Source organism: Shewanella zhangzhouensis (genome assembly GCF_019457615.1).
In the GTDB taxonomy this organism is placed as follows: Bacteria; Pseudomonadota; Gammaproteobacteria; order Enterobacterales; family Shewanellaceae; genus Shewanella; species Shewanella zhangzhouensis.
In genome coordinates this window covers 2,096,555-2,108,762 of record NZ_CP080414.1, presented here as the reverse complement: position 1 = coordinate 2,108,762, position 12,208 = coordinate 2,096,555, and the positions used below count along the sequence as shown (strand labels likewise).

The window sequence follows — 12,208 nt, the reverse complement described above, 5'->3', positions numbered from 1 at the left end:
TGCGGACGCCATGACTGTTGACGAACTGAGGTTGCACTTTTCGTTGCAGCCACTTCGTCATGCCATAGTGTCGGCCCCCCTGAAAAACAGAGTAAGGGAAGCGGCCGTACTGATGGCGCTTGAGGAGTTGAACGGTGAGCTTCAGCTCATACTCACCACCCGCCCCACCCACCTTAAGGCCCACCCCGGCCAGGTGAGTTTTCCCGGTGGTAAGGTCGAGCCGAGCGATCTTAGCCCAACCCACACCGCGTTCAGGGAAGCCGAAGAAGAAATCGGCCTGCGAAGTGAGAATTTAGAGCTCCTGGGCCAGTTTCCCACCCACAGAACCTTCACCGGCTTTGAAATCACCCCTGTGCTGGCACTGGTGAAAAATCCATTTGAGACAAGAATCGATCCAGGTGAGGTGGCTGAGTGTTTTCGGGTGCCACTGCACTTTTTTATGCAGGACAAACACAGGCATATCCGGCAATTCCAGCGCCAGGGACATAGTTATCATGTGGTATTTATTCCCTGGGAAGGACGCCTGATCTGGGGCGCCACTGCAGCCATGATAGATTTGCTGTGCCGCCACCTTAAGGACGGCGGCGCTATCTAACATCGTTATCGTGTAATTAGGGGGAAGACGGCGATTGGCGTAAATCAGCTTGATAGCGAAATTAATCAGTGCCGGGCATGAAAAAGCCCTACACCCAAAAGCTCATATAGAGGCCGGCGGCCAAAGAAGAGAGCAATAACAAGGGAATGTTAAACCAGTACCCCATACGGCTGTGCTGCGCCACATAGACGTTAAACAGCAGACTCACCAGACTCACACCGCACACTATCCAGATGACCTGCTCCAATCGCAGGGTAAGAGAAGGCTCCCAGAATAACCTTACGGTTGCACCTTTTGACAGGAAATAACCCACCGCTCGATCGGGCCTCGCTTCGTGAAACAGCATCAAAGCCCATATCGCCAGCGCCCATCCCAAAATGGACAAACCTGCCAGCAGTAACTGGAAAATACGCAGTTTACTCATGGCTCACCTCCATTTGTGCAACCCGGCTCCACAAGATTGTGAATATATTCCGCAGCATACCTTTTTCAGCTTGAGAAAAGCCACCGGAAAGGTAATATAAACCTCCTTTTTGATTTTATATTACATGTTTCGTTGGAGATAAGCGCAGCAATGAGCATTGCATCTATCGCATCCGTATTTAAGGGTGATTTCGCCCCCGGTACCGAGATCACGGTACGCGGTTGGGTTCGTACCCGTCGGGATTCCAAGGCAGGGATCTCCTTCCTCGCCGTCTATGACGGCTCCTGTTTCGATGCCATTCAGGGCGTAGTGCCCAATGCTCTGTCTAATTACAATGACGAAGTGCTGAAGCTGACCGCTGGCTGCTCTGTGGAAATGACCGGTAATCTGGTGGAGTCTCCAGGCTCAGGCCAGGCGTTCGAACTGCAGGCGACTGCAGTGAAAGTTACCGGCTGGGTAGACGATCCGGACACTTACCCTATGGCTGCCAAGCGCCACTCTATCGAGCACCTGCGTGAAGTGGCTCACCTGCGTCCCCGTACTAACATCATAGGTGCCGTGGCCCGTGTACGTAACTGTCTGTCTCAGGCTATCCACCGTTTCTACCACGAGAACGGCTTTATTTGGGTTTCTACCCCCATCATCACCGCCTCCGACTGTGAAGGCGCCGGGGAAATGTTCCGCGTCTCCACTCTGGATATGGAAAACCTGCCTCGTACCGACGCTGGCAAGGTAGATTACGACCAGGACTTTTTCGGCAAAGAAGCTTTCCTGACCGTTTCGGGTCAGCTGAACGGCGAAACCTACGCCTGTGCCCTGTCGAAAATCTACACCTTCGGCCCGACCTTCCGCGCCGAAAACTCCAACACCAGCCGTCACCTGGCGGAATTCTGGATGGTTGAGCCGGAAGTGGCCTTTGCCGATCTGAACGATATTGCCGGTCTGGCCGAATCCATGCTCAAGTACTGCTTCAATGCCGTACTCGAAGAGCGTATGGATGACATGAAGTTTTTCGCCGAGCGCGTAGACAGCAGTGTTATCGATCGTCTGCAAAACTTTGTGAGCAGCGACTTTGCCCAGGTGGATTACACCGACGCCGTTGAGATTCTGCAAAACTGTGGCAAGACCTTCGAATACCCTGTTGAGTGGGGTATCGATCTGCAGTCTGAGCACGAGCGTTATCTGGCCGAAGAGCACTTCAAAGCCCCTGTGGTAGTGAAGAACTATCCGAAAGATATCAAAGCCTTCTACATGCGCCTCAACGAAGACGGCAAGACTGTAGCGGCCATGGACGTACTGGCGCCCGGCATCGGTGAAATCATCGGTGGATCTCAGCGTGAAGAGCGTCTGGACGTACTGGATGCCCGTCTCGAAGAGATGAACCTGTCTAAAGAAGACTACTGGTGGTACCGCGACCTGCGCCGTTATGGCACTGTGCCACACGCCGGTTTCGGTTTGGGCTTCGAGCGTCTGGTCTCTTACGTGACCGGTGTGGGCAACATCCGTGATGTGATCCCATTCCCACGTGCACCACGCAGCGCGAACTTCTAATCGAGAGAAGCGCCAAGGTCTAATCGCGTAAAAGCTATCACGCGATAACGAAAAAGCCGCCTTATGGGCGGCTTTTCTATTTGTGATGTCTTTTTGATTTCAGTGCGATTTACGCAATGCTCAGCGCTGCACCAAATGCACCAACCCTTCACCGCTAAGAAAGGCCTCCGCGCCCTCGCCCTTTAGCATGGCCATGGTCGACAGCATTCCCGCTGCAGAGGCGCTGGGGGCAAGTACTGTAACTGAGCGCGGCGCATCCGGCACCGGATAACCGGTTTTGGGTGACAGGATATGGCCGACGCGCTTACCGTCCACCAGCACAAAGCGTTTGGTATCACCGCTGGTTGCAAGACCGCCGCCGGGAAATTCAACAAGACCCGAGGCTTCCGCCTGCAACATCTCAGAGTCACTTTCAGCATGGACACCTTCAACCCCAATCCTCCAGGGATAGCGACTCGCGGCTATGTCACCGCCAAGGTTTACCAGCACAGCAACATCAAGCCCAAGGGCCCTGGCCTGCCGCTCTATCAAAACGAGCGCCCGGTCGGCGGCATATTCTTTGGCTATGCCACCAAAATCCAGACTCATACCTGCGGGTAAAAAGAGTCGCCAACAGCCTTGGTCTTTGTAAAAGCGCAGCCTGTCAAAGCCGATGTGTTCAAGGGTAGCTTGAACGTCAGTATTTGTGGGGAGCCACATTTCATTCAGGCCAAAGCCCCACAGGCGTTGTAGCGGCGCCACAGTAATGTCAAAAAGCCCACCTGATAGCCGGTAACAGTCGGCAGCAAACTGAAGCAGCCCCGCGGTTTCGGCATCGATACTGAGGTCATCGCCAGCACTGGCATTGATGCGGCTAAGCTCACTCTCTGGCAAAAAGCGGCTGAACTTGGCTTCAATACGCCTCACCTCGCTGATGGCGAGCTTCGCAAGAGTGTTAGCCTGCGGGTGACTAGCACCGATAAACAGCAGTTCACAGTCACTCGCCATGGCGCTGAAGCGTATCCGCCCTGCACTCAGCTTGGAGCCTGTCATCGGACTTAATTCCACGAGTAGTTGACCTGCAACATGGCGGCATTAAGCTCTGGGTACAGCTCCAGCCCCTTAAGGCCGTCGAGACTGGAAGCCTCCCCCCGAGGTTGCTGACGGTAATACTCGAGCCGCAGCGCAATCTCATCGCCATCTTTAAGGCGCCAGCCGGTTTTAAGGCCTATCGTCCAGGTGTCCATATCACCGATGCGGTAATCGGCGCTGATATGCTCAGCGACGGGCTCGCCACTGAGCAAATAGGGGGTGAAAAAATCCACGCCGTACTGCCGATACGCCCGCAGATGGAACTGGAGATAGGGCCCCGTCCTGGTGCTGAAATAATGGCGATAGCGGCCTTCCAGGGTATGGGATTCAAGGCCCCAGTCATCAATGGTAAAGCGATAAGAGTACTCGGCCACACCACGCTTGAATGCCGTTTTTCCGAGCACAAATGCGCTTTGCTTTAATCGGCTGTCAGGCCGGGATTCATAGAGGTAATGGCTGGCAGTGCCGCTGGTATCCAACACAGACACCAGCTTATAGGGGTCATTCAAATAGCCGCTGGAATAGCCAAGGCCGTAGTTGAACTGTACCAGGGTGGATTTGCTGAGGATTTGGGTCACGCCCAACATCAGCTCGCCTATGCGTTTATCACCGACACCGCGCTCACGGCTTGAATCAAATGCCTGCCAGAAAGCCTCTTCGTTGGCAAAGTCTTTACGGATGGCCATGGTGCTTAAGGGTACGGGTCTGCCACCCACGGCATCAATCAAATCGTAACCCAGGGCGCCGGATAAACTTAAGGTAGTGTTGTCTTTAAAAAAGCCCCACTCTATGCCGCCATTCACCCCGAGAGAGAGATAATCAAACTCTTTTGAACCATAAACACCGGCGTTGACCCTGGTGTCGGTATCCAGCGTTTTCTGCCAGCCACCGGTCAGCGACAGCCGGGTATCCTGAAAGGTGTCATCCAGCGGAGTTTCGCCTGCTGCAACCTGATATTCGCCCTTGCCTGAAGGGCGGGTAAAGGTCTGAGCGCGCTCCTGCGCTGCAGCGCCTGAGGCCGATGCGCCGGACAGGCTGTCGAGTACAATTTTGGCGTTAATGGATTCGCTGTCGGATAAGGCTTTTACGCCAGACAGCACACCTTCGATGGCCTGCACCCGTGAATCTTCACGGTACCACAAGAGTGCTGCATCGATTTCCCAGCCGTCGATTAACCGGGTAAGCAAGCTGTCATCTTCGCTTTTCGGCAGCTGTTTTACCGTATCAGCCGTGTCAACCGCCGGTGTTTCCGTCGCTGCCGCATCAAAGCCTATCATGGCAAGGCTAGAGAGGCAGACGGCGGCCGCAATGCCGGGTTGGCGAAGGCGCGTCTGTCCCGTTGGCTCAGTCTCTGAGCCATCAACTGGCGACGCCGACATTAATTGCATCCGCAGCCGCCTCCGCCAAAGCTTCTGCCACCACTGGCACCTTCTTTACTGAAATACACATGGTCATCCAAAGACAAATCCAGTGCCTCGGCGCCCAGCTGCATATCCTCGCGGGCAAATTCGCCCTTATCCCAGGGCTGCAGTGTGGTGCAGCCGCCTAGTACCATTAAAGGAAGCATCAAAGGCAGCGCAGCCGCGAAAGAGATTCTTGTTTTGAACTTCATTTTGGCTGCTCCAGTAAGTTCACGAGTTCGGCTTCATATTCAGCCGACTTCTCGGTGAAAAAGCCCACGTGGGTCGCGACGAGTTTACCCGACCGGTCAAAGACAAAACTTGAAGGCATCCCCAGTAAGTCAAACTGTCTGGCGACCTCGCCTTGGCTGTCATAGCCGATGATGAACTGAGGCTTAAGGTCATTCAGAAAAGGTTTGGCATCACCACTGTCGGTGTCCAGATTGATGGCTATCACGGCGAGCCCCTTATCCTGGTAGCGACTGTGCATCTCATTCATCCAGGGGAAAGACTTGCGGCATGGCCCGCACCAAGACGCCCAAAAATCCACGTACACGACCTTGCCGCGATAATCACTCAGGCTAAATGCCTTGCCACTCCCATCCACAATGCTGTGATCAAGAGTTGGTGTGGCATAGCTGCTTAACGGCAGGCCAAGAAACAAGACAGCGGCGCAGAGAAATGGACTCAGCTTGGTTGGCAATCGGTTGGCAGACTTTACAAAGTTCATAAACGGCTCGGATGTAGACGGCGGTGGGTAGGTAATTGTGTTTTCATTAGCTTAAGGATTTCGTAAGCATCCGGGAAGTCCCAGATGCTCACGAAATCCCGAGATATGGCGCGGCAAAATTCAGCCAAAGTGAGACATTTTGTCTCACAGAAAAATCAAAAGCATGACGCACCTCATGTTACCAAGATGTCAAAGCCCTGTGTCAGCACACGTTACGTAAAAGCTTGACGTGTATCAATATGATGACCAAGCCCCCTTCCTACACTTTTCCTGAAATGTCGTGCATGCGAAAAGCATGTTTACAACTTAAAAACAAAAAAAGGTCGTCACCATGGATACACATGCAGCCCTCTACGAGCAAGGAAAGCAGCGACTTGAAACGCTGCGCTCCCTGCCAAGGCGCCATGAAGAGACCATCTTTGACAAGATGGCTCAACATGGCATTACCCGTCGTGATTTTATGAAGTGGAGCGCCTCGGTTACCGCCATGCTGGCGCTGCCGTTGCCCTTCTCTACATTGGTGGCCGAAGCGGCCGAACTGGCTGACCGCGTGCCACTGATTTGGTTGCACATGGCCGAATGTACCGGCTGCTCTGAGTCGCTGGTACGGGCCGACACGCCAAATCTCGACTCCCTTATCTTCGACCATATCAGCCTCGAATACCACGAGACTCTGATGGCCGCTGCCGGTTGGCAAGCGGAGGAAAACCTCGAACACGCCCTGGAAACCTATAAAGGCAACTACCTGCTTGCAGTGGAAGGTGCTGTACCCACCGCCAATAACGGTGCGTTCCTGACCGTGGGTTGTAAAGGTCACACCGGCCTTGAAATCATCAAGCATGCGGCCGAAGGCGCGGCAGCCATTGTATCTGTGGGCACCTGCGCCTCCTTTGGTGGTGTTCAGGCCGCCTACCCCAACCCCACCGGGGCCAAAGGGGTACACGAAGTGGTCAGCAAGCCTGTGATTAACCTGGGCGGCTGCCCACCGAGTGAGAAAAATATCGTTGGTACCCTGATGTATTTCATCATGTTCGGCAAGCTGCCTGCGCTGGATATGTTCAATCGTCCCAAATGGGCCTATGGCGCCCGGGTACACGATAACTGTGAACGTCGCGGCCGCTTCGATGCCGGCGAGTTTGTTGAAGAGTTTGGTGATCATGGCGCCAAAGAAGGCTACTGCCTCTACAAGGTTGGCTGTAAAGGCCCTTACACCTACAACAACTGCCCCACAGAACGCTTCAATCATCATACCAGCTGGCCGGTGCTCGCTGGCCACGGCTGTATGGGCTGCTCTGAACCAAACTTCTGGGACGACATGGCCGACTTTGAGAAGCCACTTGGCCGGCAACTGCTGCATGGGCTTGATGCCACGGCCGACACCATAGGCGCCGTTATTCTCGGTGCCACCGTTGTCGGTATCGGCGCCCATGCCGTTGCCAGTGTATTTGCACAAGCCAAAGAGGACTAAATCATGAGCCAACGTGTTGTTATCGATCCCATCACCCGCATCGAGGGCCATTTGCGCGTCGAGGTCGAGGTAGATGAGAACAATGTGATTCAGAACGCCTGGTCCTCTTCCACCCTGTGGCGCGGCATTGAGGTTATCCTCAAGGGCCGTACTCCCATGGACGTGGGCCTGATTGTGCAGCGTATTTGCGGTGTGTGTACCTATTCCCACTACCGCTGTGGTACTGAAGCGGTGGAAAACGCCCTCGGGGTAAAAATTCCACTTAACGCCAAGTACCTGCGTTCACTGATGCAAACTTCGCTCTATATGCATGACCATATAGTGCACTTCTATCACCTCCATGGTCTCGATTGGGTGGATGTCGTGTCTGCACTCAGTGCCGACCCAGCCAAGGCCGCTCAGGTGGCGCTTAAGTATACCGACAAGCCTATCGCGGCCGGAGAAGGTGAACTTCGCGCTGTTCAAGAGCGGGTAAAAGGCTTTGTGGAAAAAGGTCAGCTCGGCCCCTTTGCCAATGCCTACTGGGGCAATGGCACTTATAAGTTTACCCCCGAGCAAAACCTGATTGCCCTGTCCCACTACCTCAAAGCGCTGGAAGTGCAGCGGGTGGCTGCCGAAATGCTGGCCATCTTTGGTGGTAAGCAGCCTCACCCTCAATCTCTGGTGGTGGGCGGTGTGACCTCGGTACGTGACATGTTAAGCCCTGCCCGTCTGCAGGAATGGAAACAGAAACATGCCTATGTAACCGACTTTATCAAACGTGCCTATCAGGCCGATATTGTTATGGCTGCTGAAGCCTTCGGTACTGAGCCTTCAGTGCTTGGCGGCGTGAACGTGAAAAATTTCCTGGCCACAGACGACTTTGTACTGGCCGATGGCGAGTACATGTTCAACGGCGGCGTGATCATGAACGGCGATCTGGCCGGTGTCAGCGACATCAATCCAGATTTGATTGCCGAAGACGTGACCCACGCCTGGTACAGTGCCGACAACGCCCAGCACCCCTATGATGGCACCACAGTGCCTAACTATACGGGCTTTGTAGAGCGCGACACTGTGTACGGCAAACTGCCTACCCTCGATGGTGACGGCAAGTACTCCTGGGTGAAATCGCCACGCTATAACGGTGAGCCTGTGGAAGTGGGACCGCTCTCCAGCCTGCTGGTCAGTTACGCCCGTGGCAACAAGGTGGTCGTGGATGCCGTTAATGCTCTGCTCGCCCGCACCGGTCTGCCGGTGGAGGCGCTCTTTACCACCCTGGGCCGCACCGCTGCACGCATGTTGCAAACCGTGATAGTGGCCGACGAAGGTCTGCGTACCTTCGATGCCCTGCTGACCAACATTCAGTCAGATGAAGCCACCTATGTGAAGCCTGAAATCGATGCCAACAAAGAGTACGTTGGTCACGCCATGATTGAAGCGCCTCGCGGTATGCTGAGTCACTGGATCCGCATCAAGGGCGGTAAAGTCGAAAACTATCAGGCTGTGGTGCCCACCACCTGGAACGCGGGTCCAAAGGATGCCAACGGCAAGATTGGTCCTTACGAGGCTTCACTGATTGGATTAAAGCTTGAGGATCCTACCAAACCGCTGGAGGTCATCCGTATCATCCACTCCTTCGACCCCTGCATGGCTTGCTCGGTACACGTAATGGACTTCAAGGGCGCGAGCCTGTCTGAGTTCAAGGTGTCACCAAACGGGCTCTAAGGAGGCAGTATGAACACCCAAGTTAATACGCCGCCTGCGGGCGGCAAGCATGACGCAAAGCACGAGGGGCATACCGGAGGGTACCAGCGGGAGTTTATCTTCACTGCCGCTATCCGACTCTTCCACTGGCTGAGGGCACTGGCGATTCTGGTCCTGGTTATCACAGGTTTCTATCTCGCCTGGCCATTTTTGGTTGCGCCCGACTCCAGCGATGTGTTGGTTCAGGGCTGGGTGCGGTTCGGTCATCTGGTGTTCGGCTTTGTGCTGTGCGCCGTGACGCTCGCCCGTGCGTATCTGTTCTTTTTCAGTAAGCACGATATCGAGCGGCGATCCATCCGCGACGTCCTCAGCATCAACAGCTGGATTACCCAACTTAAGTCCTACCTCTGGATGGGTAAGCTGAACAAAGCAGGTGTGTATGGACCACTGCAATTTGTGACCTACTTTGCGATTTCGGTGATTGCCGGCGCAATCTGTGTCACAGGGCTGATACTGTATGCCAATGTTTATCATGAAGGCATGGGTGGCATGCTCTGGGGCATGGCGAGCACCCTGACCGCCTGGATGGGTGGCCTTGCCGAAGTGCGGCTGTGGCATCATTACTTTACCTGGGTATTTATTGTATTCGTGGTAATCCACGTTTACATGGCTGTGTGGACTGGCATTCGCTTTAAGCACAACTCGGTAGACTCCATCGTCTCCGGCTATGACTACCACAAGCATTAATCCGCGTAATGATGACAGTGCGCCATACCACAAGGGAAACCGGTGGTATGGCGCAACTTACACCCCGCAGGCATTGCTATCCTGACTATTACCCAGCGCCTTGGTAACGATTTCGGCGCTGCCCTCGTTGCGAGGCAATTGGAGGACAAAGGATGAAAGTCCTGCTACTCGGCATTGGCAATATACTCTTCGCCGACGAAGGCGTAGGCGTACACTTTGTCAATTATATATCTGAAAATTATCGCTTTACCCATCCGCTACACTCCCTTGATATGCTCGATGGCGGCACTCTGGCCCAGGGCCTGACTCCCATCATTGCCAAATACGACCATCTGATTGTGTGTGATACGGTCAACGCCCCCGGGGTACTGCCCGGCGAAGTGTATTTCTTTGATTTTGATGCAGCGCCCGCTGAAATTGACTGGCAAGGCAGCGCCCACGAAGTCGAAATGCTGCAAACCCTCACCATGATGGAGATGCTGGGTGACAGGCCAAAAACCTTTGTGCTGGGTGTCACCCCTACCGTACTGGAGCCCATGCACCTGGGGCTTACTGAGGCACTTGGCAGCGCCATTCCTGTGATGGAGCAGGCGCTGTTAAACCACCTGAAGCAATTGGGGTTTCAGTCTGACCGTATTGCCGATAAACCCATTACCAGTTTTTACCAGGACGGGATCACCCGCGAGGTACCAGTGGATGAAAACCATTAGTTTTGAATTTGTCACATCCCGGGCCGTGCCCTTCTATCATCAAACTCTGGTTGCTCTGGTAAACCAGGGGGCGCCCCATGTTGAGCTTCGCGCACAGATCAGGGAGCCAGAGTCAACGCCCGGCCAACATGAGGCTAACCACTGGTGTTATCAGTTGTTGGCAAGCGGCCAGCAAGCCCACCTCGAAGCCTTTGCCGATGAACTTGCCGCCAAGTTTCCCCTGTCATGCTTTTTGCTGGACGCAAAAGTGAAGGCCTTAACACAAGAAGACATTGACTCGCTGTCTGAGTCCGATTCAGTGGGGAATGAAGCGCATTTTGACAACGCTGACTACGAATACAGTCTGCCATTTTGTGGCCACTGTTTTCCAAGACTCGGCGACAACCAAAGCCCGGAGTTTGGCTTGGTTTCGTTAAGCTGTCCCCATTGCCACGGAGAGCAGCAACTGCCAGCGGGTGCACCAACGCTGGATGAACTCAAACAGCTTGCCGCCAGCCTGATAGCCGATGGCAGCCTGGCCCTTGATGGCAAGACCTATCAGCTGTCGGGCTATACCGCCACCAGCAGTTTGTTATTCACCAATCCCAATACCCTGAGCAGCCATTTGGCGGTTTCCGATGCCGACGTTCTGGCACTGTCCAGCATCGAAAAGCCCCGATTACGGCTACTGCCCACCAGCGAGCATCCACGCCTTAAAGCCCCAAGTTACAGAGTCAGGTTTGCACAGAGTCGAGTGGAACTGGTGCTGTGCGAGCTTTTGCGGGTAAAAGGCATAGAGTGGCTCTATGTGAATAAAGACAACTCCACGGATATCTGCGCCGTGGATGGGCGCTGGCAGGTTATCAGCGAGTCTGGGGCCCGAACCCTGCGACTGTCCAATTCGCCGTTGCACCATCCGCCGTTGCACAATCAGGCCAGCGCTGCCGGTTATCAGGCCCATACCCACAAGGGCACAATTCGCCTGACTCCCACGGGTTTTGCCAGTGTGAAGTCACCTGCTCTACTCGCCTTGCGAGGTCAGCTGCAAGCCACTGACAAGCGACTCGCCCATCACGCCAGTTTGTATCTGGGGGGTAAAGGCGCGCTGGAAATTGCCACTGTTGACGGTAACGGAAAAGAGGAAATCTTCTTTACCCAAACGCCACTGCCGGAAAATGGCTACGAGATTTACCGCCTGCTGATGGAAAGCCCACAGCGCCAGGTGCTGGAAAAATTCAAGAGCCTCTTTCCACAGGAATGCCTGTGCATGCTTGACCTTATCCTGTCCCCCACCGCCGAGCGCGGTAACTTGCAGGGGATCTGGGCATTGGGCGCCTGCATACTGGGTCTGGGGCTCAATAAAGAAAAGCCCTCGGTGGAATACCTTGCCGATGCCCTGGTGGCCGAAGCACAAAAGTTTCGTGGTCAAAGCGCGCCCCGCATCGATTATCCGCTGATCCGGGGTGAGGCCGTTCGCTCCTTCAATTGGTGCAAAACCCTGGGAACCCTGATGAGCTTCCGCCTCGCCGGCGATACCGATGCACCCAAGCTGGCGTTTGCCATGATGGACTCCCTTGCCGACTATCTGGCCAATTGGATTGAACATCTGGACTTGAATGTGGGAGTAAAGCAGGTTTATCTCAGTGGCAGTGAGCTTGCCAATCCCGTGCTCGCCAAACGTATCTGGTTAAGGCTTGGGAAAAACTTCCCCCTGCTTACTGCACCGGAGCTGGATTTGGATGGCAGCCTTTTTGCCCTTGGCAGCCTCTATACTGAAACCCCAAGGCGTTTTGGCGCCCTTGGCCGGGAAGCACATTCGGTTAAAGACTGACATAGAAAAACAAGGC

12 protein-coding genes are annotated in these 12,208 nt (G+C 54.5%); 7 read left to right on the top strand and 5 right to left on the bottom strand.

Features of this window, described 5'->3' with window-relative positions; all coding sequences use genetic code 11:
* Positions 1 to 10 precede the first annotated feature (10 nt).
* A complete protein-coding gene (locus tag K0H63_RS09085; RefSeq protein ID WP_220067866.1) occupies positions 11 to 595 on the top strand; it encodes an NUDIX hydrolase in 585 nt (194 codons plus the stop codon).
* An 88-nt stretch (positions 596 to 683) separates the two neighbouring features.
* Here K0H63_RS09085 and K0H63_RS09080 read toward each other — a convergent pair whose 3' ends face one another.
* Entirely contained in the window at positions 684 to 1,019 is a 336-nt protein-coding gene (locus K0H63_RS09080) for a hypothetical protein (RefSeq protein ID WP_011759799.1), read from the bottom strand.
* Positions 1,020 to 1,169: 150 nt separating this feature from the next.
* Here K0H63_RS09080 and asnS point away from each other — a divergent pair, with 150 nt between their 5' ends.
* Positions 1,170 to 2,570 carry an asparagine--tRNA ligase gene (gene asnS, locus K0H63_RS09075; protein WP_220067657.1) on the top strand — a complete coding sequence of 467 codons (1,401 nt, stop codon included), beginning with the start codon at positions 1,170 to 1,172 and terminating at the stop codon, positions 2,568 to 2,570.
* A 120-nt stretch (positions 2,571 to 2,690) separates the two neighbouring features.
* Here asnS and K0H63_RS09070 read toward each other — a convergent pair whose 3' ends face one another.
* Genes K0H63_RS09070 through K0H63_RS09055 form a run of 4 tightly spaced genes read right to left on the bottom strand, consistent with a single transcriptional unit; the run spans position 2,691 to position 5,771 of the window.
* Positions 2,691 to 3,602 carry an FAD:protein FMN transferase gene (locus K0H63_RS09070; protein WP_220067656.1) on the bottom strand — a complete coding sequence of 304 codons (912 nt, stop codon included), beginning with the start codon at positions 3,600 to 3,602 and terminating at the stop codon, positions 2,691 to 2,693.
* A 5-nt stretch (positions 3,603 to 3,607) separates the two neighbouring features.
* Positions 3,608 to 5,029: a DUF3570 domain-containing protein gene (locus tag K0H63_RS09065; RefSeq protein ID WP_220067655.1), complete on the bottom strand. Its 1,422-nt coding sequence runs from the start codon at positions 5,027 to 5,029 to the stop codon at positions 3,608 to 3,610.
* Positions 5,020 to 5,208 (bottom strand): DUF4266 domain-containing protein, encoded by a 189-nt coding sequence (locus K0H63_RS09060; RefSeq protein ID WP_220067865.1) that lies wholly within the window; start codon positions 5,206 to 5,208, stop codon positions 5,020 to 5,022. The genes K0H63_RS09065 and K0H63_RS09060 overlap by 10 nt, the downstream gene beginning before the upstream one ends.
* A 41-nt stretch (positions 5,209 to 5,249) precedes the next feature.
* On the bottom strand, positions 5,250 to 5,771 hold the full coding sequence (locus K0H63_RS09055; RefSeq protein ID WP_220067654.1) for a TlpA disulfide reductase family protein: 522 nt from the start codon (positions 5,769 to 5,771) through the stop codon (positions 5,250 to 5,252).
* Between the two features lie 331 nt (positions 5,772 to 6,102).
* Here K0H63_RS09055 and hyaA point away from each other — a divergent pair, with 331 nt between their 5' ends.
* From hyaA to K0H63_RS09030, 5 genes are all read left to right on the top strand, one after another.
* Positions 6,103 to 7,239 (top strand): nickel-dependent hydrogenase small subunit, encoded by a 1,137-nt coding sequence (gene hyaA / locus K0H63_RS09050; protein ID WP_220067653.1) that lies wholly within the window; start codon positions 6,103 to 6,105, stop codon positions 7,237 to 7,239.
* A 3-nt stretch (positions 7,240 to 7,242) separates the two neighbouring features.
* A complete protein-coding gene (hyaB, locus tag K0H63_RS09045) occupies positions 7,243 to 8,946 on the top strand; it encodes a nickel-dependent hydrogenase large subunit (RefSeq protein ID WP_220067652.1) in 1,704 nt (567 codons plus the stop codon).
* 9 nt (positions 8,947 to 8,955) lie between these two features.
* A complete protein-coding gene (gene cybH / locus K0H63_RS09040) occupies positions 8,956 to 9,672 on the top strand; it encodes a Ni/Fe-hydrogenase, b-type cytochrome subunit (protein WP_258405688.1) in 717 nt (238 codons plus the stop codon).
* A gap of 152 nt (positions 9,673 to 9,824) precedes the next feature.
* Positions 9,825 to 10,382 (top strand): HyaD/HybD family hydrogenase maturation endopeptidase, encoded by a 558-nt coding sequence (locus K0H63_RS09035; protein WP_220067651.1) that lies wholly within the window; start codon positions 9,825 to 9,827, stop codon positions 10,380 to 10,382.
* A complete protein-coding gene (locus K0H63_RS09030; RefSeq protein WP_220067650.1) occupies positions 10,369 to 12,192 on the top strand; it encodes a NiFe hydrogenase in 1,824 nt (607 codons plus the stop codon). The genes K0H63_RS09035 and K0H63_RS09030 overlap by 14 nt, the downstream gene beginning before the upstream one ends.
* Positions 12,193 to 12,208 lie beyond the last annotated feature (16 nt).

Excerpts from the sequence above, each read along its gene's own strand:
- K0H63_RS09085 (WP_220067866.1), top strand. The coding sequence starts at position 11 with ATGACTGTTGACGAACTGAGGTTGCACTTTTCGTTGCAGCCACTTCGT.
- K0H63_RS09080 (WP_011759799.1), bottom strand. The coding sequence starts at position 1,019 with ATGAGTAAACTGCGTATTTTCCAGTTACTGCTGGCAGGTTTGTCCATT.
- asnS (WP_220067657.1), top strand. The coding sequence starts at position 1,170 with ATGAGCATTGCATCTATCGCATCCGTATTTAAGGGTGATTTCGCCCCC.
- K0H63_RS09070 (WP_220067656.1), bottom strand. The coding sequence starts at position 3,602 with ATGACAGGCTCCAAGCTGAGTGCAGGGCGGATACGCTTCAGCGCCATG.
- K0H63_RS09065 (WP_220067655.1), bottom strand. The coding sequence starts at position 5,029 with ATGCAATTAATGTCGGCGTCGCCAGTTGATGGCTCAGAGACTGAGCCA.
- K0H63_RS09060 (WP_220067865.1), bottom strand. The coding sequence starts at position 5,208 with ATGCTTCCTTTAATGGTACTAGGCGGCTGCACCACACTGCAGCCCTGG.
- K0H63_RS09055 (WP_220067654.1), bottom strand. The coding sequence starts at position 5,771 with ATGAACTTTGTAAAGTCTGCCAACCGATTGCCAACCAAGCTGAGTCCA.
- hyaA (WP_220067653.1), top strand. The coding sequence starts at position 6,103 with ATGGATACACATGCAGCCCTCTACGAGCAAGGAAAGCAGCGACTTGAA.
- hyaB (WP_220067652.1), top strand. The coding sequence starts at position 7,243 with ATGAGCCAACGTGTTGTTATCGATCCCATCACCCGCATCGAGGGCCAT.
- cybH (WP_258405688.1), top strand. The coding sequence starts at position 8,956 with ATGAACACCCAAGTTAATACGCCGCCTGCGGGCGGCAAGCATGACGCA.
- K0H63_RS09035 (WP_220067651.1), top strand. The coding sequence starts at position 9,825 with ATGAAAGTCCTGCTACTCGGCATTGGCAATATACTCTTCGCCGACGAA.
- K0H63_RS09030 (WP_220067650.1), top strand. The coding sequence starts at position 10,369 with ATGAAAACCATTAGTTTTGAATTTGTCACATCCCGGGCCGTGCCCTTC.